This is a genomic window from Pseudaquabacterium terrae (genome assembly GCF_013266755.1).
GTDB classification, from domain to species: Bacteria; Pseudomonadota; Gammaproteobacteria; order Burkholderiales; family Burkholderiaceae_C; genus Pseudaquabacterium; species Pseudaquabacterium terrae.
Genome location: NZ_JABRWJ010000003.1, coordinates 309446 through 333934 on the forward strand (window position 1 = coordinate 309446; position 24489 = coordinate 333934).

General features: G+C 70.8%; 16 protein-coding genes. 7 read left to right on the forward strand and 9 right to left on the reverse strand.

The genetic code is table 11. The annotated features are described in order from the left end of the window. Positions 1-3: 3 nt before the first annotated feature. Together HLB44_RS10455 and HLB44_RS10460 are read left to right on the forward strand one after the other, a co-directional pair. Positions 4-2313 carry a DUF1800 domain-containing protein gene (locus tag HLB44_RS10455; protein ID WP_173122521.1) on the forward strand — a complete coding sequence of 770 codons (2310 nt, stop codon included), beginning with the start codon at positions 4-6 and terminating at the stop codon, positions 2311-2313. An 11-nt stretch (positions 2314-2324) separates the two neighbouring features. Beyond that, positions 2325-3674: a DUF1501 domain-containing protein gene (locus HLB44_RS10460; protein WP_173122522.1), complete on the forward strand. Its 1350-nt coding sequence runs from the start codon at positions 2325-2327 to the stop codon at positions 3672-3674. On the opposite strand, the gene HLB44_RS10465 is transcribed toward HLB44_RS10460, so the two are convergent. Next, positions 3638-6664, reverse strand: coding sequence for a transglycosylase domain-containing protein (locus HLB44_RS10465; RefSeq protein WP_246312187.1), 3027 nt, complete (start codon positions 6662-6664; stop codon positions 3638-3640). The genes HLB44_RS10460 and HLB44_RS10465 overlap by 37 nt on opposite strands. Before the next feature lie 137 nt (positions 6665-6801). On the opposite strand from HLB44_RS10465, the gene HLB44_RS10470 reads away from it, so the two are divergent. Then, the gene (locus HLB44_RS10470; protein WP_173122523.1) at positions 6802-7578 is read left to right on the forward strand and encodes a Mut7-C RNAse domain-containing protein; all 777 of its coding nucleotides are present in this window, start codon (positions 6802-6804) and stop codon (positions 7576-7578) included. A 7-nt stretch (positions 7579-7585) separates the two neighbouring features. Here HLB44_RS10470 and HLB44_RS10475 read toward each other — a convergent pair whose 3' ends face one another. Together HLB44_RS10475 and sbcB are read right to left on the reverse strand one after the other, a co-directional pair. Then, positions 7586-8479 (reverse strand): hypothetical protein, encoded by an 894-nt coding sequence (locus HLB44_RS10475; protein WP_173122524.1) that lies wholly within the window; start codon positions 8477-8479, stop codon positions 7586-7588. Between the two features lie 135 nt (positions 8480-8614). Beyond that, the gene (gene sbcB, locus HLB44_RS10480) at positions 8615-10063 is read right to left on the reverse strand and encodes an exodeoxyribonuclease I (RefSeq protein ID WP_173122525.1); all 1449 of its coding nucleotides are present in this window, start codon (positions 10061-10063) and stop codon (positions 8615-8617) included. 99 nt (positions 10064-10162) lie between these two features. On the opposite strand from sbcB, the gene HLB44_RS10485 reads away from it, so the two are divergent. Beyond that, on the forward strand, positions 10163-10456 hold the full coding sequence (locus HLB44_RS10485) for a hypothetical protein (protein WP_173122526.1): 294 nt from the start codon (positions 10163-10165) through the stop codon (positions 10454-10456). Between the two features lie 20 nt (positions 10457-10476). On the opposite strand, the gene HLB44_RS10490 is transcribed toward HLB44_RS10485, so the two are convergent. The 6 genes from HLB44_RS10490 to HLB44_RS10515 all read right to left on the reverse strand — a co-directional run bounded on the left by HLB44_RS10490 (position 10477) and on the right by HLB44_RS10515 (position 22217). Further along, positions 10477-13212 carry a sensor domain-containing diguanylate cyclase gene (locus HLB44_RS10490; RefSeq protein ID WP_173122527.1) on the reverse strand — a complete coding sequence of 912 codons (2736 nt, stop codon included), beginning with the start codon at positions 13210-13212 and terminating at the stop codon, positions 10477-10479. 61 nt (positions 13213-13273) lie between these two features. Next, positions 13274-13957 (reverse strand): DUF6781 family protein, encoded by a 684-nt coding sequence (locus HLB44_RS10495; protein ID WP_173122528.1) that lies wholly within the window; start codon positions 13955-13957, stop codon positions 13274-13276. An 85-nt stretch (positions 13958-14042) separates the two neighbouring features. Further along, positions 14043-16304, reverse strand: coding sequence for a carbohydrate binding family 9 domain-containing protein (locus HLB44_RS10500; RefSeq protein WP_173122529.1), 2262 nt, complete (start codon positions 16302-16304; stop codon positions 14043-14045). Positions 16305-16387: 83 nt separating this feature from the next. Next, entirely contained in the window at positions 16388-17803 is a 1416-nt protein-coding gene (locus HLB44_RS10505; RefSeq protein WP_173122530.1) for an efflux transporter outer membrane subunit, read from the reverse strand. Beyond that, on the reverse strand, positions 17800-21045 hold the full coding sequence (locus tag HLB44_RS10510; protein ID WP_173122531.1) for an efflux RND transporter permease subunit: 3246 nt from the start codon (positions 21043-21045) through the stop codon (positions 17800-17802). The genes HLB44_RS10505 and HLB44_RS10510 overlap by 4 nt, the downstream gene beginning before the upstream one ends. A 14-nt stretch (positions 21046-21059) precedes the next feature. After that, complete coding sequence (locus HLB44_RS10515; protein WP_217283610.1) at positions 21060-22217, reverse strand: efflux RND transporter periplasmic adaptor subunit; 1158 nt, start codon at positions 22215-22217, stop codon at positions 21060-21062. 288 nt (positions 22218-22505) lie between these two features. On the opposite strand from HLB44_RS10515, the gene HLB44_RS10520 reads away from it, so the two are divergent. The 3 genes from HLB44_RS10520 (at position 22506) to HLB44_RS10530 (ending at position 24474) form a co-directional block, all read left to right on the forward strand. Beyond that, entirely contained in the window at positions 22506-23144 is a 639-nt protein-coding gene (locus HLB44_RS10520) for a TetR family transcriptional regulator (protein WP_173122532.1), read from the forward strand. Between the two features lie 62 nt (positions 23145-23206). After that, positions 23207-23977, forward strand: coding sequence for an enoyl-CoA hydratase/isomerase family protein (locus HLB44_RS10525; protein ID WP_173122533.1), 771 nt, complete (start codon positions 23207-23209; stop codon positions 23975-23977). A 59-nt stretch (positions 23978-24036) separates the two neighbouring features. Then, entirely contained in the window at positions 24037-24474 is a 438-nt protein-coding gene (locus HLB44_RS10530) for a CBS domain-containing protein (protein ID WP_173122534.1), read from the forward strand. Positions 24475-24489: the final 15 nt, after the last annotated feature.

Consider the following 24489-nt stretch of genomic DNA (forward strand, 5'->3'; position numbering starts at 1 on the left):
CCGATGAACATCTTCAGGCCCTTGTTGCGCCTGTTACTGCTGTTGCTCGCCTGTAGCAGCGCGGTGGCACAAACGATCACCGTCTACGGTGTCGGTCACATCGAGATCAATGCGACGCGACAGCTGACGGCCAACGTGCCGATGACGCCGAACACCGTGACCTGGAGCGTCAACGGCGTCGTCGGCGGCGACATGGTCTACGGCACGGTCAGTCCGAGCGGCCTGTACCGGGCGCCCGCCGCCGTGCCCAGTGCCAACGCGGTGAAGGTGCGGGCAACCAGCACCGCCTATCCGACGCGCTACGGCGAAGTCACGCTGACCGTGTCGCGCATGAAGCCGCGCTTGACCAGCACGATGCCGGCGAACGTTGCGGTCGGCGCATTCACGCTGAACCTGAGCGGCGAATACTTCACGCCCGACCTGATCGCGAAGTTCGACAACCTCCTCGTCAAGACGACCTTCGTCTCGTCGACCGCGTTGCAGGTCAGCGGCACGGCCACCAGCGCACAGGTGGGCCGGTCGGTGCCGCTGCTGGTGGCCCAGGTCGGCCATGGCGCGCGCAGCAGCGACACGCTGCTGGTGCCGGTCACCGGCACCGCGCCGCCACCGCCGCCGGTCACCGTGGCTGTCGCACCGACCAGCGTGACGCTGGCGCCGCTGGCCACGCAGACCTTCACGGCCAATGTGAGCGGCAGCAGCAACACCGCCGTCAGCTGGTCGGTCAACGGCATCGCCGGCGGCAATGCGACCTTCGGCACGGTCAGCGCGGCCGGTCTCTACACCGCGCCGGCTGTGGTGCCGTCGCCGGCTGCGGTGACGGTGCGAGCCACCTCGGCCGCCAGCGCCAGCGCCTTTGCCCAGGCCACCGTGACCGTCGTCGCCGGCAGCGGCGGCGGCACGGCAGACCTCGCTGCCGCGCGGCTGCTGGAGCAGGCCGCCTTCGGCCCGTCGCCGGCCGCGCTGGCGCGCGTCAAGCAGATCGGCGTCGACGCCTGGCTGAACGAGCAGTTCGCGATGCCCGAGACGGCGATTCCCGTTCCCGCCAGCGACAACCGGGCCGCGCAGTCGCATTACCTGAACCGGCTGTCCGCGGCACCCGACCAATTGCGCCAGCGCGTGGCTTATGCGCTGTCGCAGGTCATCGTGGTGTCGATCAACAAGAACAACTACCCGGACCAGATCGTCCCGTACCTGCAGATCCTGAGTCGCAATGCCTTCGGCAACTACCGCACGCTGCTCGGCGAGATCACGGTCAGCCCGCAGATGGGCAAGTACCTCGACCTGGCGCGCAGCACCAAGCCCAGCGCCGGCGGCGCAGCGAACGAGAACTATGCGCGCGAGCTGCTGCAGCTGTTCACGCTCGGCCTCGTGCGGCTGAATCCCGATGGCTCGGCGCAGATGGGCGGCAACGGCATGCCGCTGCCCACCTACACGCAGGACGAGGTCCAGCAGCTCGCGCGGGCGCTGACCGGCTGGGTCTACGTCAACAACGAATGGGAGAACTTCTCCGGGCCGATGATCCCGCGCGAGGTCAACCATGACACGCAGGCGAAGAACTTCCTCGGCTGCGGCCTGGCCGCCGGCCAGACGACGCAGCAAGACACCCACGCCGCGCTCGACTGCATCTTCGCGCACCCCAACGTCGGCCCGTTCATCGCCACGCGGCTGATCCGCAGCCTGGTAACGAGCAACCCGTCGCCGGCCTACGTGCAGCGCATCACCGGCGTCTTCAACAACAACGGCAGCGGCGTGCGCGGCGACCTGCGCGCCACCGTGCGCGCGATCCTGCTCGATGCCGAGGCGCGCAACGACGCCGCGCTGCCGACCAGCGGCCGGCTGAAGGATCCGATCTTCCACATCCTGTCGATCGCGCGCGCGCTCGGTGGCTCGATCAGCGCGACCAACCAGCAGGCCTGGTCCTTCAGCCGCACGGGGCAGACGCCGCTCGCGCCGCCATCGGTCTTCGGCTTCTATTCGCCGATGTTCCGCGTGCCGCAGTCCGCGCTGTACGGGCCCGAGTTCCAGATCTACTCGCCCACCGAGGCGGTGCTGCGCGGCAATTTCATCTGGCAGATCCTGTCGAATCCGGGCGGCGACTTCCCCGTGGACATCCAGCGCTTCGTCAACCTCGGCGGCAACGTCAACGGGCTGATCGACGCCTGCGACCAGACCTTCCTCTACGGCCGCATGCCGGCGGCGATGAAGCAGAGCATCAGCGCCGCCGTCACGGCGCAGCAGGGTGACAACCGCACCAAGGCGCTGACCGCGCTGTACCTGACGCTGCTGTCCGGTCAGCACGCGATCCAATATTGAAGGGCGCCGCAATGACGAACCATCACCACTTCCCGCAGCGCTCGCGCCGGCGCTTCCTGCTCGATGCCAGCGCGCTGCTCGGCGCGGCCAGCCTCGGCACTGCAGCGCACGCGCAGAGCCCCGGCTACAAGGCGCTGGTCTGCGTCTTCATGCTCGGCGGCAACGACGGCCACAACATGGTCGTGCCGCTGTCGACCGCCGCCAACAACGCCTACCGCGCGATCCGCGGCGGCCTCGCGCTGCCCGACGCCAATACGCAGCTGGCCACCGTCACCACGCCGGCCGGCGTGCCCTATGGCCTGAACAGCGGGCTCAATGCGATCGCGCCGCTGTGGGCGCAGGGCAAGCTGGCGGTGGTCGCCAACGTCGGCATGCTGGCGCGGCCGACGACGCGCGCGCAGTTCCTCGCCGGCTCGGTGCCGCTGCCGAGCAACCTGTTCTCGCACAGCGACCAGATCCAGCAGATGCAGACCGCGATCACCACCGGCGGCGGCACCGGCTGGGCCGGCCGCAGCGCCGATGCGATGAACGCAATGAACGGCACCTCGCGCTTTCCGGCGTCGATCTCGATGGCCGGCTCGGCGCTGTTCTGCGCCGGCAACGTCGTGCAATCGGCGAGCCTGATCCCGGGCTTCGACTTGAGCGCCGACGGCATGAGCGCCTGGCCCGACAGCGCCGCCGCCGCCAAGCGCAACGCGCTGAACCAGCTCCTGACGATGGATTCGGGCCTGGCGCTGGTGCAGGCGGCGAACAAGGTGCGCCAGGACGCGATCTCGCTCAATCAGCTGCTCGCCGGCACCACCGGCGGCGCGGCGTTCGCCACGCCCTTCCCCGGCACCTCGCTCGGCCAGCAACTGCAGCAGGTGGCCCGGATCATCCGGCTGCGCGGCACCACGGGCATCAATCGGCAGGTGTTCTTCTGCTCGCTCGGCGGCTTCGACACCCATTCGGCGCAGAGCTGGGCGCACTGGGACCTGCTGCGCGTCGTCGGCGAGGCGATGGCCGCCTTCCATGCCGCGACCGTCGAGATGGGCGTCGCCAACGGCGTCACCACCTTCACCGAGAGCGACTTCGGCCGCACGCTGCAGCCCAGCGGCAGCGGCACCGACCACGGCTGGGGCAACCACCTGCTGGTTATGGGCGGCGCGGTGCGCGGCGGCGAGATGTACGGCAACTTTCCCATGCCGGCGCTCGGCGGCCCCGACGATGCCGGCAGCCGCGGCGTGTTGATCCCGACCACCTCGCTCGACCAGTTCGGCGCCACGCTGGCCAAGTGGTTCGGCGTCGGCCCGGCGGCGATGGCGCAGGTGTTCCCGAACCTCGGCTACTTCTCGAGCGCGGACGTCGGCTTCATGAGCTGAATCGGGATCGGCAGCGCGCCGAGCTTCAGGCCGGCGCGCGGCGCGGCCAGCGGCATCAGCACCGGCGTCGCGCGCAGCCCCTGCGACGGCGCGCCGGCCATCACCAGCCCGCGCCCCTGCACCGGCGCCGGCAGCGGCGGTGGTTCAGCCGGGCAGGCCTGCTGGTGCAGCAGCGGCATCAGCTGCGGGCCCAGCGACTTCAGCAGCTGCACCGGCAGCGCGCTGGTGAAGCGGTAGCGCGCCGCTTCCGGGCCCTGCACGTACACCAGCACCGTGCCGTGGTAGCGCTCGCCGAGCGTGAAGGCGAAGGTCGCCGAGCGCTCGATCACGCGCTCGCCGAGCAACTGGCCACCGGCGCTGAAGCGCTGCGAGCGGTGGTCGCCGGTGCCGGTCTTGCCGGCCACCACCAGCGGCTGCCCGGTGCCATCGAGCAGCGCACCCTTCAGCCGCCGCGCGGTGCCGGATTCGACGACGCCGAGCAGCGCGCTACGTGCGGCCGCGGCGACCTGCGGCGACAACACCGCGCGCCCAGCCGCCGGATGGCGCTCGAGCCGCGTTTCGTACGGCGTGCCGCGGCCGAAGTGCAGCACCGGCAGCGTCTGCAGCGGCGGCCGGTGATCACCGGCATCGAGCAGCAGGCCCATCAGGTGGGCGAGCGCGGCCGGCCGGTCGCCGGCGGCGCCGATCGAGCTGGCGTACGAGGGCGTCAGCGTGTCGAAGGGATAACCCAAGCGCTGCCAGTCGCGCAGGATGTGCCCGAACGCATCACGCTCGAGGATCGTCGCGATGCGCTGGTCCTGGGCCCGCGAGTGGCGCGTGCGGAAGAGCCACGCATAGGCCTGCTGGCGCTCGGCGGCACTGGCCGCCAGGACCTCTGTCAGGCCGGCGTCCGGATGCTGCCGCAGGTAGTCATCGAGCCAGGCCTTGAGCGGGTGCACGCGCGGGGTCGGCGCGGCATCGTCGGGCGCCGACGCGGCGTCTGCGGGCGACTGCGCACTGCCGCGGTGCGCCCGATGCGCACGGTAGAAGCGCGCCAGGTACACCGATCCTTCATGGTCGGCAAAACGTGCCAGCAAGGCTTGCCGGCGCGCATCGGCCGGGTCGTTGAAGAGCTGGTCGACCTCGTTGCCGCCGCGGTGCACCTGGTGGCGCACGACGTCGCGCATCAGGCGGATGAAGACGAGGTTCACCGAATGGTGGAAGGCCTCGCGCACGCTCATCACCCGGTGGTCGTGCTTCTCGCCGTCGAAGTTCTCGAACCGGTGCGCGCCGCCGCCGGTGAAGAAGGTCTCGCCCGGGTTGGCGGAATAGTGCCGCTCCAGCGCCGCGTCGAGCATCGGCTGCAGCGGCGCCGCGCCGCGCTGCGCCAGCAGGTACTCGCGCGTCCACAGCGCCAGCGGGTCGCGGCTGCTCGGTGACCACGCCTGCAGCTCGTCGGCCGGCCGCCAGGCCCATTGCGCATGCAGGCCGGCGATCGCCTCGAGGTAGCTGATCAGCGTGCGCAGCTTGGCGGTCGAGCCGAGGTCCAGCCGCAGGCCCTGGTTGACGTCGAAGGGCTGGTCGACGTTGTCGGCCTGCACGCGCAGGTGGTGGCTGCCGTCGTCGGCGCGCTCGATCAGCGTGACGCCGAAGACCAGCCGCGACGGATCGTCGTGCTCGCCGAGCAGGTGCTCGCCGACCAGGCCGGCGGCGCGCGCCGCGGCGGGATCCTTCAGCGCGGCGAGCGCCTGCGTGACCAGCCGCTGCGCGCGGCCGTCGAGCGTCGAGTCGACGTCCAGGTCGAGCCGCTCGAGCGCATAGGCCTCGGGCAGTCCGAGCAACCCGGCGAGCTGCGTGCGCAGCGTCATTGCCGCCTTGCGCTCGGCGAAGTCCGGCCGCGGCAGCGCCGGCGCGCGCGGCTGCAGGCGCAGCGGCTGGCGCAGCGCCGCATCGCGCAGCGCCGGCTCCACATAGCCGGCCTCGGCCATCAGCCGCACGTAGCTGTTGGCCTGCCCCTCGAGCACCTGGCCCTCGTCCTGCAGGTAGTGCATCGGCCGGCGCTGCGCGATCACCAGCGACAGCACCTGCTTGAAGGCCAGCGCACGCGCGGCCTGCCAGGCGCCGGCATCGATGCCGCTCGGGCGGTGGCCGAGCAGCAGGCGGTCGACCTCGGCCGAATCGCGGCCGTACCAGGCCCACAGGCCGTCGCCGATGCCATGCACCTCGCCGAAGCCGGCGCGCGCGCCGAGCGGCACCGAGTTGATCCACTCGAGGGCAATCTGGCGCCGCCGCGCCAGCGTATCGGGACCGTCGAGGTAACCGCGCAGCGACGCGGCCAGCATCTGGCGCAGCTTCTCGCTCGCCGAGCCGGTGCGGCCGCCCGGTGAGTGGCGGTACTTCTCGATCTGCGTCGCCAGCGTGCTGCCGCCGGCGGCCGAACGATCGGGCAGCGCGACGCGCTGCAGCTGCTCCAGCAGCGCCTTGCCCAGCCGCGGCGGGTCGAGCGCCGGGTTGCGGTTCGGCGCTTCGGGGTCCAGCAGCTGGCGGTCCTCGACGAACAGCAGCGACTGCAGCACCAGCGGCGGCACGTCGTCGAAGCCGGCGTAGATGCGCTGCGGCAGCCGCCGCTCCGACAGCGACTCGCCGCGGCAGTCGCGCAGCGTCAGGCCGGCCTGCAGCTTCTCGTGGTACGGCAGCGGCAAGCCGGCTTCGTGCAGCGCGATCAGCGTCGGCGACAGCCGCGCCTGCGACCGGACTTCGTAGCCGGCGGACTGCAGCCGATGGATCCATTGCGGCAGGTCGCGGTAGCCGAGGCGCTGGTCGTGCGGGCCGCCGGCCGGGAAGCGGATCTCGGCGCTCTGGCCATCGCCCAGGTTGTAACGCGCATCGCGGCCGATGCCGCCGAAGAGCGCCGCCTGCATGTGCGCGCCGCGCAGTTCGGCCACGACCAGCGCGAGCAGCAAACCTGCTGCCGCAATCCGGCTGCCAACGATCACCAAACGCCCAGTCAATGCCACGCGCGCCTCTGTCTTTCGAATCGAAAGTCGCACCGCCCACAGCTCGCCGCATCATGCACTGCGGGACATGACCCTGCGGTGGCGAAGGTGCGGCATTTGACGCAAGAGCAATCAGCGCGCCAGCATCGCGCATGGCCGCCGACGCACCCATCGCTGCACCAACAGGGGTCACTGCCAGCTTCCGCTTCTATGAGGAGCTGAACGATTTCCTGGCGCCGGAACGTCGGCGCACCAGCTTCGAGTGCCGCTGCGCGCAAGCAGCGACGACCAAGCACATGGTCGAGGCGCTCGGCGTGCCGCACACCGAGGTCGAGCTGCTGCTGGTCAACGGCGAATCGGTCGGCTTCGATCGCCAGCTGCAGCAGGGCGACCGCGTCGCGGTGTATCCGAAGTTCGAGGCGCTGGACATCACGCCGCTGCTGCGGGTCAGGGAACGCCCGCTGCGCACGCTGCGCTTCGTCGCCGATGCGCACCTCGGCGGCCTGGCGCACGGCCTGCGGATGACCGGCTTCGACACGCTCTACGACAACCACTACCACGACGACGAGGTCGAGCGCCTGGCGCGCGACGAGCAGCGCATCGTGCTGACGCGCGACCGCGAGCTGCTGAAGCGACGCAACATCACGCACGGCTGCTACGTGCGGCCGCTGAAGCCGCGCCAGCAGCTGCAGCACGTGTTCGAGCGCCTCGACCTGGCGCGCTCGGCGCAGCCCTTCACCCGCTGCCTGCGCTGCAACGGGCTGCTGCGCCCGGCGCGCGCCGGCGAGATCGCGGCCGCGCCGGACGACGTGCGACAGCGCCATCAGCGCTTCGCCGCCTGCGATGGCTGCGGCGGGCTGTTCTGGGAAGGATCGCACTGGCGCCGCATGCGCGCCGAGCTCGACGCGCTGCTGGGGCCAGACCGCTAGTCTGGATCTAGACCGCGCGCCATTCCTTGGTGTCGATCTGCGGGAAGCAGACCTTGCACGGGCCGCCAGCCTTCAAGCCGCCGATGTAGGCCATGCCGGTGCCGTCGAGCCGGCCCTCGCGGATCTCGCCGCCGGGCAGCTCGACCTTGTAGGCCTGGTTCGGCACCGGCAGGTCCTGGTCGTCGATCAGCGTGATCTGGATCCAGTGGTCCGGATCCTTCGGCCCGCTCATCTGCGAAGGCGTCACCACCTCGGCGCTGCCGGCGCTTTCGAGGTTGAAACTGCGGTCGACGATGCGGATCAGCAGGATGCCGGTATTCGCCGGTTGGTCCCGCCGCCAGCGCGTCGGCACCAGCGGCACAGCCTCGTGAAGCGCCATCGCTTCGTCGTGCGACAGGCCGGCCGAGGCGGCGATGCGCGCCAGCAGCGGCACCGCCTCGTCATGCGGCACGACCTGGTAGCGCTCGTCGCTGCTGCCGCGAAGGTGCGCCCATTCGCCCGCCTCGACGATGCGAAAACTGGCCGCTTCGAAATGAAAGCGGTGCGAGGTCACGCGCAGCCGGCGCAGCAGCTTCTGCGCTGCGCTCGGCTGCTGCACATCGGGCGGGCTCGCCTGGTCGTGCAGCCTGCCCGCGATGACGCGCAATTCGCCGGCGACGATCATCGCCGCCAGCTGCTCGACCACCTGCTCGTCGGTGGGGCGGCTCAGCTGCTGCGGATCCAGCACATCGAAGGCCAGCCGGCGCAGGTCGTGGCTGCGGAACTCACGCAGCCATTGCGCCGCCGTCGCGGCGTCGAAGGGCAGACCCGGCGCGGCCAGCGCGGCATGCGGACATTCGTGCCAGCGGCAGATCGTCCACACCTCGCCGGCGGACGCGACCTCGTGATGGAGCTCGACCATGGCGTGGAATGTTGATCCCGTTCCGCCGGGCGCGCGACTGTCAAGTTCGGGAGGCGGCGCCCCGGTGAAACGCAAACGCGACGCCAAGCGTGACATGCGGCACGCCGCGCGGCGTGCGGCGGCTGCGGGCGTGCGCTACGCGGTCTCCGGCGCGATCTGCTCGGCCCAGTCGGCCAGCGCGCCCAGCAGGTCCTGGCCGCGCTCGTCGGCCGCTTCGCTGAGCTGGTCGATGCGGTCGAGGTACTGCGCCAGCGTCGTGAAGCCGTTCGCGCCCTCGTGCAGCCGCGCATGGCAGTGCTCGTTCCAGCGTTGCTGCTCGTCGTCGGTCAGCGTCGGCGGATGGTTGCGCGCGCGGTAGCGGAACAGCAGTTCCTCGAGCCGGTGGTCCTCGAAGGCCGGGCGCTTCGCGGCCAGCTGGTCGGGTGTCAGCGTGCGCAGGCGATCGAGCGTGCGGCGGTCGTTCGGCGCGACGAAACCACCGTACAAGTCCTCGTCGACGTCGACCGGACCGGTCGCCGCCGGACGCTGGAACACCGCCGGCCACAGTGCCGCCCAGCCGGCCGCCTCGCGCCGCGCGATCTCGGCATGGCGCATCCCGAGCGCGAAGTCGAGGCCCCAGCGCGCGGCTTGGGGCTCGCTCAGCGTCCTGTGGTTGCCGATGACGACCGGCGACTTGTTGACGTGGATGGTCTTGATCGGCAGCCGCTCGACTCCCTCGGGCAGGTCTTCGCTGCGGCTGAACATTCGCAGCCGCACCGCGTCGGCATCCAGCCCGGCCAGCTGCATCGGGTCGTGCGCCAGGTCCCAGACGATCAGCTCGTTCTTGTTGGTCGGATGCGGCGCCAGCGGCCAGACCAGCGCGATGCAGCCGCGCTCGGCGCCGTACATGCCGGAGATGTGCAGGAAGGGCCGCGCATTTTGTGCGATAGCACCGATCTGCTGCCACACCGCGTCCTTGCGGCGCAGCGACAGGCAGAAATCGAAGAGCTTCGGCTGCCGGTCGCGGATCAGCCGCGCCAGCGCGATGGTCGCGCGCACGTCGGACAGCGCGTCGTGCGCCGCCTCGTGTGCGAGGCCGTTGGCGCGGCTCAGGTGTTCGAGCTTGAACGACACGCGGCCGTCGTCGTGGCGCGGCCACTCGATGCCCTCGGGCCGCAGCGCGTAGGCGCAGCGCACGACGTCCAGCAGGTCCCAGCGGCCGCAGTCGTTCTGCCACTCGCGCGCGTAGGGGTCGATCAGGTTGCGCCAGAACAGGTGCCGCGTGACCTCGTCGTCGAAGCGGATCGTGTTGTAGCCGACGCCGATGGTGCCCGGCTCGGCCAGCGCGGCCTCGATGCGCGCGGCGAAGGCATGCTCGGCCACGCCATGCTCGGCGCAGTGCTGCGGCAGGATGCCGGTCAGCAGGCACGATTCCGGGTCCGGCAGCATGTCGCGCGGCGGCTGGCAGTACAGCATCAGCGGCGCGCCGATCTCGTTCAGCTGCGCATCGGTGCGCAGCCCGGCGAACTGCGCCGGCCGGTCGCGGCGCGGCACGCGGCCGAAGGTCTCGTAGTCGTGCCAGAAGAAGGTGGGGCTGGAAGGCATGGGCGACACGATACGACAGTCGGCGTTGCATCCAGCGGTGCCGTTCAGCCGTATCCCTCGATGAGGCCGTGAACCTCACGGCCCACGTTGGAGACGACCATGGCAGTGATGATGATCATGGAGTGGCCCGGGGTCACTCGCGAACAGTACGACAGCGTCTGCACGATCGTGGACTTTGAACGCGACGTCCCGCCCGGCGGGCTGTTCCACGTCGCTGCCGTCGACGCCGAGGGCCTGCGGGTGACCGATGTCTGGGAACGGGCGGAGGACTTCCAGGCGTTTGTCGAGAAGCGGCTGATGCCGGGGGTGCAGCAGGCGGGGATCAGCGGGGAGCCGCGGGTTCAGATTCTTCCAGCGATCAAGGTGTTTGCGCCCGGTTATGTGGCCAAGTGACGCAAGCGCGACCTCGACCCTCATGCCACCAGCACCCGGTCGCGCCCCGCCGCCTTGGCGCGGAACAGCGCCGCATCGGCGGCCTCGATCAGCGCTTCCGGCGTGCGGCCGTGCTGCGGGAACAGCGCCAGGCCGATCGAGGCGCTGATCGGCCCGAGCGGCCGGCCGCCGTGCGTCGGCGCCAGCGCGCGGATCTCGCGCAGCAGCTCGAGCGCGCGCTGCTCGGCGCGCGCCTGTGACAGCCCCGGGAGCAGCAGCACGAATTCCTCGCCGCCATGGCGGCAGGCGACGTCGCTCTGCCGCACGTGGCCCTCGAGCAATTGCGCGATCGCCTGCAGCACCAGGTCGCCGGCCTCGTGGCCGTAGGTGTCGTTGAAGCGCTTGAAATGGTCGACGTCGACCATCGCCACCGCCAGCCCGGCGCCCTGGCGCGCTGCGCGGGCCAGCTCGCGGCGGATGGTCTCGGCCATGAAGCGGCGGTTGTAGAGCCCGGTCAAGGGGTCGCGGATCGACTGCTGGCGCAGCGTCTCGCGCAGGCCGATGTTCGCCAGCGCCAGCGCGCACTGCTCGGCCAGCGCCACCGCCAGCCGATGCCGCGCGTCGGCGCGACCGCCGTCGACCGCTGCGTGCTCGACGTACAGCAGGCCGAAGATCTTGCCCTGGGCCAGCAGCGGCAGGCAGGCACACGGCCCGACGCTGCGATGGCCGGCCGCGACGTGCGCGCAGCAGCGCGCGCTGCTCGGCTGGTCGAGCCGGTACGGCTGCGTGCGGCGCAGCGCCCAGCACTCGTCGTTCATGAAGTGCGCCACCAGCGGCCGCTCGCCCCAGCGCAGCACCTCGTTCATCAGCTCGACGCCGCTGTCGTCCTGCAGGTACAGCGCGCCGCCGCTGCCGGGAAACAGTCGCGGCGCGTAGTCGGCGATCGCCGCGTGGGCCTCGGCGGCGGTCGCGCAGGCCTGCAGGAAGCTCGACAGCTCGGCCAGCTGCGAGATCTCGGCGCGCGTCTGCTCGACCTCGGCCAGGCCGCGCTCGAGCCGCTCGTTGGCCGCCACCAGCGCGGCTTCGGCCTGCTTGCGCCCGCTGATGTCCTGCATCACGCAGACGCCGCCGAGCTCGGGCCGGTCGGCCTGGATGCCCTTGGCATGCACGCTGCACCACAAGCGGCTGCCGTCGCGCCGCACCAGCTCCATGTCGCGCGAGTAGACGCCGCCGGCCCGCGCCACCGGCGCCAGCGCGGCGCCGATGGCCTCGTATTCCTCCTCGCTCGTGTACCAGCAGCGCGTGGAGCGGCCCTTCATCTCGCCGGCGTCGTAGCCCAGCATGCGTTCGAGCTCGCCGTTGACGCGCACGATCACACGCTCGACGACGAAGGCGATGCCGATCGCCGAGTGGTCGAGCAGCGCCTGCTGCTCGAGCAGCAGCTCCTGCAGCGCGGCCTCGGCGCGGCGCCGCTCGGTGACGTCGTGCGAGATCCAGATCGTGCCGCTGGCCGGGTGCTGCGGGTCGATCACCGAGCCGTGCGATGCGAACCAGCGCCGCTCGCCGTTCTTGCACACCAGCTCGATCTCGCCGATGTACGCGTGCCCGTCGGCGATCGGCGCATAGGCACGGCGGCCGAAGTCGTCGTAGGCCGCATCGGACGGAAAGTACACGCGCGTCGAGCGGCCGTCGAGCTCGCCCGGCGCGTAGCCGAGCATGGCCTCGAAGCCGCGGTTGCAGCGCTGCGTCACCCGATCGCGCACGACGTGGATGCCGGCGTTGACGTTGTCGAAGATCGCGCGCTGCTCCATCAGCGCGGCCTTCAGTGCTTCCTCGGTGCGCTTGCGCTCGCTGATGTCGACGCCGACCCAGACCGAGCCCTTGCGCAGGTCGGTCGGGTCGACCGCGGTGCCGAAGGCGGTGGTCCAGATGCAGCTGCCGTCCTTGCGCTGGATCTCGGTGTCGGCGACGAAGCCGGCGCCGGCGGCGATGCGCGCATAGGCCGCCTCGCCGAAGGCTTCCCAGGCCGCGTCGGACGGGAAGTACACGCGCGTCGGCTGCCCGTTGAGCTCGCCGGGGCTGTAGCCCAGCAGCTCCTCGAGGCGGCGGTTGCAGCGCTGGATCACGCGGTCCTTGACCAGGAAGATGGCGGTCGTCGCGTTGTCGAAGATCGCGCGCTGCTCCAGCATCGCCTGCTGCAGCTCGTCGGTGCGCTGTGCCACCAGTGCCTCCAGCCGGCCCTGGTAGCGCTGCAGCTCGTCCTCGCGGCGCTGGCGCTCAATGGCAATGCCGGCGATGTTGGCGGCCATCGCCAGCAGGCCGGTCTCGTCGTCGTTCGGCCGCCGCACCTCCTTGTAGTACATCGCGAAGCTGCCGAGCACGACATCGTCCTTCGAGACGATCGGCGCCGACCAGCAGGCGCGCAGGCCATGCGGCGCGGCGAGCGCGCGGTACGGCGCCCACAGCGGATCCTCGAGGATGTCGGCGACGATGACCGTGCGCCGGAAATGCATCGCCGTGCCGCAGGAGCCGACGTCGGGGCCGATCGCCGCGCCCTCGAGCGCGCGCATGTAGGCTGCGGGCAGGCGGGGGCCGGCCACCGGATGGATGCGCCGGCTCTCGGCATCGAGCAGCAGCACCGAGCAGTACAGGCCCTCCGACTGCGCCTCGATCAGCAGCGACAGCCGGTCCAGCGTGTCCTTCAGCGCCGCGCCGCGGGCGATCATCTCCAGCAGGCGCCCCTGGCCCTCGTAGAACGAGATCGCTGCCGGTGTCATGCCGGCCGGTCCGTGGTGCCGCCCGTCGATGCCCGCTGATGCCCGTCGATGCCCGTCGGTATCAGCGCTTGCGGCCGGGCTTGGCCTGTGCGGCCCCGCCCTGGTTCAGCGCGTCGGACATGCCGATCAACACGCCGCTGACCAGCGCGCCATAACTGTCGGCCAGCGCCTGCACCGCGCGCAGGCCGGCGGCGCGGCTCTCGCGCATGGCGGTCTGCATCTGCGCGGCCAGCTGCTCGGCCGCCGCGCCCGCCTGCGTGCCCGACAGGCTGCCCTGGAGCTGCAGCTTCTCGGCCACCTGGCTCCAGGCGCCGGCCAGCGGGTCACCGGCCGCGCCGGCGCTCTTCTTGACGACGCCGAGCAGCATGTCCTCGTACTTCTCGAGGTCGTCGAGCGCCTTCTTCAGATGCGTCTCGCGCAGGTCGGCGCCCTTGTCGACGAATTGCTGCAGCGCGACGCGGTTGGCCTCGACCGCCTTCAGCAGTGCCTCGTCCATGCCGGTGACGGCCTTGTCGAGCAGCGCATCGGCATCGACGCCGGCCAGCGGGTTCTTCGCCACCCCGGCGCCGGCGGCCTGGCTGACGGCGCCGAGCACGCCGCGGATGTTCTTCAGGCTCAGCTCGCGGCCCTGCAGCGCGCCGAGCGTGGCCTGGTAGACGGCCTGGCGCAGCTGCTCGGTCTGCTTCGCGCTGGCGTTGGCGAACATGTCGATCAGCGCCTGCTGGTCGATGCCGGACTTGATCATGGTGTGTCTCCTTCTCGCCGTTGTCGGCTTGTCGTGGCGGGAGACTGTGCCACGAGCGGGCGGCGGCGCATAGGCGCGCGCTCGGCTAGAAGCGCCGGCGCAGCTCGTCGACGTCGACCTGCAGCTTGACGAACAGCTCGTTGCTGCGCGCGGGCCCGTCGACGCCCTGGCGCGAGCGGCCGGCACCGACGTACAACACGCTGCCCGAGGACTGCCGCCAGGCGTAGGTCAGCGAGCCGTCGGTGCCGGCGAGCCGGTAGCCGGTGAGCCCCGGCTCGTCGCGCCGGTCGTAGGTGTAGCGCTGAACGATCGCGCGCAGCGTCTGCCGGGCATCGAAGTGCCACACCGCCAGCAGCTGGGCGCTGCTCTCGCGGTAGGCGCGCCGGCCGTTGCGCTCCGTCCAGGCGTACTCCGCGCGCGGCTCGAGCTCCAGGCGCGCGTGCGGCCGCATCGTCATGATCAGCTGGGCGTTGCCGCCGCGGCGCAGCGCATCGGCCTCGACGTCGACGACCCGGCCGGCCCGGCCGCCGACGGTCAGCAGCGGGAACCACGCCGCCGGCGTGACGATCAGCTCGCCCTGCCAGAAGTGTTCGTCGTGCAGCACGCCGCCCGGCCTCGTGCGCAGCTGTGCGCGGCCGTGCCAGTGCAGCTCGGCCTCGAGGTTGTGCGGTCCGACCAGCCAGAAGCCGGGATGGACGTCGCGGCTGATGCGCTCGCCGCTGCCACCCTTTCCATCACTTTTCGCTTGGCTGTCGTCGACGCGCAGGTTGATCCAGAACTCGTTCAGCGGCCCCCAGTTGCGCCAGGCCTTGCCGAGGAAGGCGTTCAGGTTGCGCGCGCCGTTCTGCACGACGAAGCCCGAATCGTGGCGGAACCCTTGGCCGATATCGTCCAGGGTGAGCGACGTCTCGGTCTGGTCGGTCAGTCGCGTCGCCGTCAGCCGCACGCGGTCGGCGGCTTGCGCCACGCCGCGCCGCAGTTTGCCCTGCCCGTCGGGCAGCGCGGTGGTTTCCGAATGCAGCCACTGGCCGCGCACGCGCCAGGCCTCGTCGACCTGCCATGAGACGTCGGGGCCGAACACGTTGTTCGCGCCGCGGTCGCCGGCATATCGCCGCGCGACGGCCAGCCCGCCCCACTGCAGGCCGGCGCGGGTCGACAGCACGCGCGCGACCAGCGCCTGCGATGCCGGCTGCTCCGCTTCGCCGCTGGCGTAGGGCCCGGGCAGCAGCACGATGCCGCCGCCGCGGTCGTCGATGCCGAAGGCCGTCGCCGCCAGGCTGCGGCCGCGCCAGGTGGCGCGCAGGCCGGCCTTCGGCTCGGTGAAGCTGCGGGTGTAGATCGCGTCGGTGGGGCTGCGCAGCAGGTCGCTCGATTCGAAGAAGAACGGCCGCTTCTCGTCGACGAAGAGCGCGAAGCGGGTATTGCCCGCCAGCTGCGGCACGTCCAGCGCCACCTGCGAGAAGTCGGGGTTCAGCGTGGCGTCGATCACCAGCTCGGGCAGCGGGCGCCATTTCAGGTCCAGCGTCGCATCGATGCTGCGCTCACGCGTGGTCGGGCCATCACCCGAGCGCGTGCGCTGCTGGCGCCAGGTCAGGCTCGGCCGCAGCGTCAGGAACTGCTGGTGCGCGGGCAGCTGCACGCCCTGCAGCGGCTGCAGCGTGGCGATGAAGCTCGGCGCGTCGACCGGGATCAGCACCGAGGTGTGCAGGTAGACCTGGTCGCGCGGCACCCGGCGACCGATCATGATGCGCCACGCCGGATCTCCTTCGCTGTCGAAGCGCAGCGAACCGAAGGGGATGCGCATCACCACCGTGTAGCCGCGCTCGTGGCGCTTGGCGACGGCATCGAAGTCGAAGTCGGGCGCGAAGTCCTCGGTGTCGTCGGCCGCGGTGTAGATGCCGTCGCCGGTCGAGCCGGCGGCATTGACGCGGAAGAACTGGGCCGCCTGGCGCGCCCCGATCGCATCGATGTTCGCGAAGACGAAATCCTGCGTGCGGTTGACCATGTCGTGCCGCACCAGCGGCGCGCGGATCTGCTGCGGCCGCTCGTCCAGCGCCTCGACGCCGATGTACAGCGCGGCCTCGTCGAACAGCACCCGCACGCGCGTTTCGTGCAGCGGCTGGCGGCCGGTCTCGGGCCACTTCTCGACGAAGTCCGTGAACACCGGCGCGCGTTGCCACGCCGGGTGGGCCAGCGTGCCGTCGAGCGGGAGCTGCTCGCCTGCAGCCAAGCGGGCGGCGATGATCGGTGGCGCCGGCGGCACGGCAGGCGCCTGGGCCAGCGCCGCCGCGGCGGCGAGCGCGAGCGACAGCAACGACAGCGATCGCGTCAGGACGGACGAGGACATTCGGAGGGACGCGCAGCGGCGAAAAGACGCGCATTGTGCATGCGCGCCCGCGCCGCTTTAGCGCCCCGCCGCGGGGCCGCCGATCACTCGCCCGCGGTCCCCGCCGGGCGCTGCCAGCCACCGCCGAGCGCGCGATACACGCCGGCCTGCGCCGCGATCAGCGCGCGCCGCTCGTCCTGCGTCTGCAGCCGCGCCAGCAGCGCCAGGCGCTCGGCGTCGAGCACCAGCAGCCGGCTGACCTGGCCGCCCTCGAAGCGCAGCTTCGTCAGCTGCGCCGCGCGCTGCAGCGCGTCGCTGCGGCGCTGGCTGGTGTCGGCGCTGGAGCGCGCCTCGCCGTGCGCGGCCAGTGCGTCGCGCGCTTCCTTGAAGGCGATCGCCACGCTGTCGCGGTAGTCGAGCTCGGCCTGCAGCCGGCGCGCCTGCGCGGCATCGCGCTGCGCATCGAGCCGGCCGCCGTTCCAGATCGGCTGCGTCAGCGAGGCGACGACGTTCCAGATCAGCGACGGGCCATCAAGCAGCTTCGACAGCTCGGTGCTCTCGCGGCCGAAGGCGGCGGACAGCGAAATACTCGGGAAGTACGCGGCCCGTGCGACATCGACGCGCGCGCCGGCGGCGCGCAGCCGCGCCTCGGCGGCCTGCACGTCGGGGCGGCGCAGCAGCAGGTCGGACGGCAGCGCCTCGGGCAGCGCCGTTGCAGCGGGCACGAACGCCACGGAGCGCTGCACGCCCTGCTCGATCAGCGCCTTCGGCGTGCGGCCGAGCACCAGCGCGAGCGCGCGCTCGGCCTCGCCGCGCGCGCGGTCGAGCTTCGGCAGCTGCAGCTCGCTGTTCAGCAGCTCGGCTTCGAGCTGGCGCCAGTCGAGCTCGGCGAGCTCGCCGGCGTCGAGCCGCAGCTTCTGCAGCCGCAGCCCGTCGCGCTGGCCGACCAGCACCTGCTGGTAGATGCCGATCTGCGCATCCAGCGCCTGCAGCGTCGCATACGACTGCACCACCTGCGCGGCGAGCGCCGTGCGCAGCGTCTCGCGGGCGTACTCGGTTGCCAGCAGCTCGGCGCGCGCGGCCGCGCTGGCCTTGGCGTAGCGCGACCAGAGGTCGAGCTCGTAGGCCACGCCGATGCTGGCGCTGAACACGTTGCCGGTGCCGCCGCCCGGGATCACGCCGTTCTCGCTGGCGCGCTGGCGCGCGCCGCTGACGCCGGCGTTGACCTGCGGCGAGCGGTCGGCATCCGCCGCGCGCAACGCGGCGCGCGATTCGTCGATGCGCGCCAGCGCACGCGCCAGGTCGCGGTTGTTGGCCAGCGCCTCGGTGACCAGCGCGTCGATTTGCGGGTCGCCGAAGCGCTTCCACCAGTCGGCCGGCAGCGGCGCGATGGCTTGCGTGGCCGGCAGCTCGTCCGCGGCGATCGGTGGCGCTGCCGGGCCGGGACTGGCGCAGGCGGCGAGCAGTGCGGCCAGCGCCAGCGCGCTGAGCGTCGGGGTCTTCGTCAACAGCCGCTTCATGCCGGCTCTCCTTGGGTTCCGCCGGCCGCACCGAAGCTGCCGGATGCCGGCGGACTTGGGTGGTGGCTGGCGTGGTGCACCGAGCCATGCCCGGCCTGCAATGCACGTTCCGCCTCGGCCTTCAGCTCGGCCGTGCTGCGCGCTTCGCGCAACTTGCGCGCGGTGACGATCTTGAAGAACATCGGCACGAAGAAGATCGCGAGGAAGGTGGCGGCCACCATGCCGCCCATCACGCCGGTGCCCACCGAGCGCCGCGCGGCCGAGCCGGCCCCGCTGGAAAACGCCAGCGGCAGCACGCCGAGGATGAAGGCCAGCGAGGTCATGATGATCGGCCGGAAGCGCAGCCGCGCGCCTTCGAGCGCCGCGGCCGACGGGCTCAGGCCCTCCTGCACCTTCTGCGATGCGAACTCGACGATCAGGATCGCGTTCTTCGCCGCCAGGCCGATCAGCGTGACCAGGCCGATCTGGAAGTACACGTCGTTGGTAAAGCCGCGCAGCCACACCGCGGCCAGCGCGCCGAAGGTGCCGAAGGGCACCGCCAGCAGCACCGACAGCGGCAGCGACCATTTCTCGTACTGCGCCGCGAGGATCAGGAAGACCATCAGCGCGCCGAGCGCCAGCGTCAGCCCCGAGGTGCCGGACGCTTTCTTTTCCTGATAGGACGCGCCGCCCCAGTCGAAGCTGAAGTCCGCGGGCAGCACCTCGCGCGCGATGCGCTCGACCTCGGCGATCGCCTGACCCGAGCTGACGCCCGGCGCCCCCTGGCCGAACAGCTTCACGGCCGGCAGGTTGTTGAAGCGATCCAGCGTCTCCGGCCCGGCCGAGTAGCGCACGCTCGCCAGCGCCGACACCGGCACCATTTCGCCGGTCGACGAGCGCACCCACATGCGGCCGATGTCGTCGGGCTGGCGGCGGTAGCCGCTCTCGGCCGACATCAGCACCTGCCAGGCACGGCCGTACTTGTTGAAGTCGTTGACGTAGTAGCTGCCGAGCGTCGACGACAAGGTGTTGAAGACCTCGTCGACCGGCACGCCGAGCGCCTTCGCACGCTCGCGGTCGACGTCGACCGACAGCTGCGGCGACTGCGCGCGCCACAGCGACTGCACCTGCCCCAGCAGCGGGCTCTTCGACACCGCGCCCTGGAACTGCTGCATCACCTCGGCCAGGCGCTTGGCGCCGCCCTCGCCGCGGTTCTGGATGTAGAACTCGAAGCCGCCCGCGGTGCCGAGGCCGAAGATCGGCGGCGGGTTGAAGGCCAGCACCAGCGCTTCCTTGATGTGCATGGTCTTGCCGAACAGCTCGCCGACCAGGTCCTTGACCTCCACCGTGCGCTCGTCCCACGGCGTCTGCGTGACGAAGATCGTCGCCGCGTTGTTGCGGTAGCCGCCGCCGAGGAAGTCGAAACCGGTGAAGGCGATGACGTCCTGGTTGTTCGGGTTGCTCTTGATGATGCCGATGACTTCGTTGACGACCTTGTCGGTGCGCTCGAGCGAGGCGCCGTCGGGCAGGATCACGGCCGAGATGTAGAAGCCCTGGTCCTCGTCGGGCACCAGCGAGCCCGGCGTCACGCGCCACAGGCCCGCCGTCAGCAGCACCATGGCGCCGAACAGCGCCAGGCCGATGCCGGCGCGCCGCACCATGAAGCCCACGCCTTCGACATAGCGACCGGTGATGCGGTGGAACCACTCGTTGAACCAGGTGAAGAAGCGGCCCGGGCCGCGGTGCGCCTTCTTCAGGATGAGGACACAAAGACTCGGGGTCAGCGTCAAGGCGACGATGCCGGAGATGACCACCGCGATCGCGATCGTCACCGCGAACTGGCGGTACAGCTCGCCGGTCAGCCCGCCGAGGAAGGCAATCGGCACGAACACCGCGCACAGCACCAGCACGATCGCGATCACCGGGCCGGAGACCTCGCGCATCGCCTTGATCGCCGCTTCGCGCGCCGCCATGCCCTCCTCGTGCATGTGGCGCTCGATGTTCTCGAGCACGACGATCGCGTCGTCGACGACGATGCCGATCGCCAGCACCATGCCGAACAAGGTGAGCGTGTTGATCGAGTAGCCGAGCAGCAGCAGGCCCGCGAAGGTGCCGATCAGCGACACCGGCACCGCGACCACCGGGATCAGCGTCGCGCGCCAGTTCTGCAGGAACAGGTAGACGACGCCGATCACCAGCACCATCGCCTCGAGCAGCGTGATCACGACCTCCTTGATCGAGACCTTGACGAAGCGCGTGGTGTCGTAGGGAATCGAGTTGGTCAGGCCGGGCGGATAACGCTTGGCCAGATCGGCCACCGTGGTTTCGACTTCCTTGGCGACGTTCAGCGCATTGGCGCCCGGCTGCAGGAAGATGCCGACCAGCGTCGCGGCCTTGCCGTTGATGCGGCCGATGAAGTCGTAGTCCTTCGAGCCGAGCTCGATGCGCGCGACGTCCTTCAGCCGCACGATGCCGGAGCCGTGGCCGTTGTTGTCGCCCGAGCGCACGATGATCTCCTCGAACTGGCGCACGTCGGACAGCCGCCCCTGCGTCGTGATCGTGTAGACCATCTCCTGCGCGCCGCCGGTCGGCGCCTGGCCGACCTTGCCGGCAGCGAACTGCGCGTTCTGTTCGGTGATCGCTCGCGCGATGTCGCCGGTGGTCAGCTTCAGCTGCGCCAGCCGGTCGGGCTTGACCCAGACCCGCATCGCGTAGTCCTTGGCGCCGAAGATCTGCACGTTGGTGGTGCCGGGCACGCGCTTGAGCTGGTCCAGCACGTTCAGCGTCACGTAGTTGCTGATGTCGAGGTCGCTCTTGCTGCCGTCGGGCGAATAGAACGCGAGCACCTGCAGGAAGGCCGACGAGCCCTTCTCGACGACGACGCCCTGTCGGCGCACTTCCTGCGGCAGCTTGGCCTCGGCCTGCTTGACGCGGTTGTTGACGAGCTGCGCGGCCTGGTCGACGTCGGTGCCGATGTCGAAGGTGACCTGGATCGTCACGACGCCGTTGGAGGTCGACGTCGAGCCCATGTAGATCATGTGCTCGACGCCGTTGATCGCGTTTTCCAGCGGCGCGGCGACGGTCTGCTCGATCACCTCGGCGCTGGCGCCGGGATAGACGGCAACCACCGAGACCACCGGCGGCGCGATCTCCGGGTACTGCGCGATCGGCAGCACGCGCATCGCCGACAGCCCGGCGATCATGATGAAGATCGACAGCACGGCCGCGAAGATCGGCCGGTCGATGAAGAAGCGGGAGAACATGGTGTGGCTCCCGCTTACTTCGAAGCGACCTTCGAGGTCGCGGGCGCGGACGCTGCCGACGCCGGCCCGGCCACCTGCACCGGCGCGCCGGGGAAGAAGATGCGCGCCATGCCGTCGACGATCACCTGGTCGCCGGCCGCCAGGCCCTGCTGGATGATCCAGCCGTCGGCCAGCTGATCGCCCACCGTCACCGGCTTCGGCTGCGCCTTGCCGCCGGCGGCGACGTAGACGTACTTGCCCTGCGGCCCTTCGAGCACCGCGCGCGACGGCAGCTTGAAGGCCTGCGGGCGATGTGCGCCGAGCAGCCGCACGCGCACGAACTGCCCCGGCTTCAACGCGCCGTCCGGATTCGGAACCTCGGCCTCGGCCTCGACGGTGCCGGTATTGCCCGAGACCCGCGTATCGGCGAACGACAGCTTGCCGCGGCGCGGGTAGGTGCTGCCGTCGGCGAGCTTGAGCTCGACCTCGAAGGCGCCCCCGGCCGGCAGCTTCAACGTGCCGGCGCCCGACTCCGTGCGCCAGCGCATCTGGTCGGTGTCGGCGACGCCGAAGCGCAGCTTGATCGGATTGGTCTGCACCAGCGTCGTCAGCAGCATTTCGGGCCCGGCGACCAGCGTGCCTTCGGACACCTGCGACCGGCCGGCGACACCGTTGATCGGCGCCTCGACCTTCGAATAACCCACATTCAGCGCGGCCTCGGCGCGCTTGGCCTGCGCGCCCTTGACGTCGGCGCGGGCGATCTGCTCGGCCGACACTGCGTCGTCGTATTCACGCTGGCTCACCGCCTTGGCTTCCCACAGCGGCTTCAGCCGGGCGTGCGTGCGGATGGCCTGCGCGGCGCGGGCCTCGACCGCCGCCAGGTCGGCATCGGCGCGGTTCAGCGCGGCCTGGAACTGCGCCGGGTCGAGCGTGAACAGCGACTGGCCCTGGCGCACCGCCATGCCTTCGGCGAAGTTGCGCTTGAGCAGGATGCCGGGCACGCGGGCACGCACCTCGACTTCACGCGAGCCGGCCGTCTGGCCGACATATTCATAGACCACCGGCACGTCGACCGGCGCGGCCGCCACCACGGCAACCGCCGCCGGCGGCATGGCGCCACCGGGGCCGCCGTGGCCTCCGTTGTCGGCGCCGGACTTGCCGCAGGCGGCCATCAACACCGCGACGGCGAGCATCGAGGCGACCGTGACGGCCGCGACGGGCCAGGTGCTGCGACGGGGAGGGAGGGAGCGAACTGCGGGCATGACAAGCCGACCTTTCGAGATGGGAGCGCCGGCTCGATCGGCCGGTGTCTGTCGTGTGTGCTGGGGATCCACGCCCCGGTCGGTGCGAAGCCCGACAAAGGTTGCGCGGCAGTTTACATACATGCATGAATGTATGCTTCGGAGTAGGGTCTATCCCGAACCTGTGCAACCGAAGCGGCGCGGCCCGTCTACGATCATGGCCTGCTGACGCCTGCTGTCATGGCCCGCCGTACCAAAGACGAAGCTCTCGCCACCCGCCACGCGATTCTGGACGCCGCGGAACTGCTGTTCCAGCAACGAGGTGTATCCCGCACGTCGCTGCAGGACATCGCGGCCGCCGCCCAGGTCACGCGCGGCGCGATCTACTGGCACTTCAAGGACAAGGCGGACCTGTTCAACGCGATGATGGATCGGGCGATCATGCCCTTCGAAGAGGCCGGCGCCGGCTGTGGCGCGTGCCCCGACGGCGACGATCCGCTGACCTTCATCCAGGACCGCCTGCTGCGTGCCTTGAAGCTCACCGCCGAGCACGAGCCGACGCGCCGCGTCTTCGAGATCGCGACGCACAAGGTCGAGTACGTCGACGAGCTGCTCGCGGTGCGCGATCGCCACCTGCAATGCCGCAACGACTGCCTGGCCGAGGTCGAGCGTGACCTGAAGCGCGCGATGAAGCTCGGGCTGCTCAGCAACCGGCTGCCGGCCCGGGCGGCCGCACTCGGCCTGCATGCGCTGATCGACGGGCTGATCCAGAACTGGATGCTCGACCCGACCGCCTTCGACCTGGTGAAGATCGGCCGTCAGGTGACGCAGGCCTACCTGACGGGCCTGCGCGCGGAAACGCAGGCGGTGCCGGCCTGATTCAAGGCCGATCGGACGGGCGCCGCGGCGGCGCCGTCAACGGACCGTGCGACGATCCACGGATGGACGAATCGACCCCCGGCCCGCCGCTGCTGCAGATTGCCGACGGCTGCGCAACGATCACGCTGAACCGCCCCGCGCACCACAACAGGCTCCACCGCGAAGACCTGCTGGCGCTGCAGGCGCATTGCCGCACGCTGGCCGCCGACCCCTCGCTGCGCGTCGTCGTGCTGACCGGCGCCGGCGCGAGCTTCTGCGCCGGCTATCACCTCGGTGAGCTCGATGCCGATGCCAGTGCCGGCCCGGCGCTGTTCGAGCAGACCGTCGACGCCGTCGAGGCGCTGCCGGTGCCGAGCATCTGCCGGCTCAATGGGGGCGTCTTCGGCGGCGCCACCGACCTGGCGCTGGCCTGCGACTTCCGCATCGGCATCGACACGCTGACCTTGCGCATGCCCGCGGCCCGGCTCGGCCTGCACTACTACCCGAACGGCCTGCGCCGCTACGTCACGCGGCTGGGCCTGCCGGCCGCGAAGCGCCTGTTCCTGCTCGCCGAGACGCTGCCGGCCGACGAGCTGCTGCGCATCGGCTACCTCGACCACTGCGTCACCGCCGAAGCGCTCGACGCCGAAGTGCAGCGCCATGTCGACGCACTGCGCGCCGGCGCGCCCCTCGCGTTGCGCGGCATGAAGACCTCGCTCGACGAGATCGCCCGCGGCGAATTCGAGCTGGGACGGCTGCGCGAACGCGAAGCGGCCTGCGCCGCGAGCGAGGACCTGCTCGAAGGCCGGGCGGCCTTCGCCGCGAAGCGGATGCCGCGGTTCAGCGGCCGCTGATCACGCAGGCACGCCGCCTGCCCGCCTTTCTGGTCCGAACGCCCACTCAGGAGCCTCCCATGAAAGTCTGCGACATCATGACCAGCGATGTCTGCCTGGCCAGTCCCGACGAGACCATCCGCGAAGCCGCCCGGCAGATGGCGGACAACGACATCGGCGCGCTGCCGGTCGGTGAAGGTGATCGCCTGATCGGCATGATCACCGACCGCGACATCGCGGTGCGCGCGGTCGCCCGCGGCCTCGGCCCGGACGCGAAGATCCGCGAGGTGATGTCGGGCGACGTGATGTACTGCTTCGAGGACGAGGATCTCGAGGTCGTGGCCGACAACATGGCCGACATCCAGGTGCGGCGGCTGCCGGTGCTCAACCGCGACAAGCGCATGGTCGGCATCCTGTCGGTGAGCGACCTGGTGCAATGCGAGGACGCCGAGACCGCGGGCGAGACGATCGCCGGCATCTCCAAGCCGGGCGGCGCGCACTCGCAGGCAGCGCACTGACCTGACGCTCGCCGC

What these genes read in the sequence shown, in the direction of transcription:
- HLB44_RS10455 (WP_173122521.1), top strand. Translation starts at nt 4, where the DNA reads ATGAACATCTTCAGGCCCTTGTTGCGCCTGTTACTGCTGTTGCTCGCC.
- HLB44_RS10460 (WP_173122522.1), top strand. Translation starts at nt 2,325, where the DNA reads ATGACGAACCATCACCACTTCCCGCAGCGCTCGCGCCGGCGCTTCCTG.
- HLB44_RS10470 (WP_173122523.1), top strand. Translation starts at nt 6,802, where the DNA reads ATGGCCGCCGACGCACCCATCGCTGCACCAACAGGGGTCACTGCCAGC.
- HLB44_RS10475 (WP_173122524.1), bottom strand. Translation starts at nt 8,479, where the DNA reads ATGGTCGAGCTCCATCACGAGGTCGCGTCCGCCGGCGAGGTGTGGACG.
- sbcB (WP_173122525.1), bottom strand. Translation starts at nt 10,063, where the DNA reads ATGCCTTCCAGCCCCACCTTCTTCTGGCACGACTACGAGACCTTCGGC.
- HLB44_RS10485 (WP_173122526.1), top strand. Translation starts at nt 10,163, where the DNA reads ATGGCAGTGATGATGATCATGGAGTGGCCCGGGGTCACTCGCGAACAG.
- HLB44_RS10490 (WP_173122527.1), bottom strand. Translation starts at nt 13,212, where the DNA reads ATGACACCGGCAGCGATCTCGTTCTACGAGGGCCAGGGGCGCCTGCTG.
- HLB44_RS10495 (WP_173122528.1), bottom strand. Translation starts at nt 13,957, where the DNA reads ATGATCAAGTCCGGCATCGACCAGCAGGCGCTGATCGACATGTTCGCC.
- HLB44_RS10500 (WP_173122529.1), bottom strand. Translation starts at nt 16,304, where the DNA reads ATGTCCTCGTCCGTCCTGACGCGATCGCTGTCGTTGCTGTCGCTCGCG.
- HLB44_RS10505 (WP_173122530.1), bottom strand. Translation starts at nt 17,803, where the DNA reads ATGAAGCGGCTGTTGACGAAGACCCCGACGCTCAGCGCGCTGGCGCTG.
- HLB44_RS10510 (WP_173122531.1), bottom strand. Translation starts at nt 21,045, where the DNA reads ATGTTCTCCCGCTTCTTCATCGACCGGCCGATCTTCGCGGCCGTGCTG.
- HLB44_RS10515 (WP_217283610.1), bottom strand. Translation starts at nt 22,217, where the DNA reads ATGCTCGCCGTCGCGGTGTTGATGGCCGCCTGCGGCAAGTCCGGCGCC.
- HLB44_RS10520 (WP_173122532.1), top strand. Translation starts at nt 22,506, where the DNA reads ATGGCCCGCCGTACCAAAGACGAAGCTCTCGCCACCCGCCACGCGATT.
- HLB44_RS10525 (WP_173122533.1), top strand. Translation starts at nt 23,207, where the DNA reads ATGGACGAATCGACCCCCGGCCCGCCGCTGCTGCAGATTGCCGACGGC.
- HLB44_RS10530 (WP_173122534.1), top strand. Translation starts at nt 24,037, where the DNA reads ATGAAAGTCTGCGACATCATGACCAGCGATGTCTGCCTGGCCAGTCCC.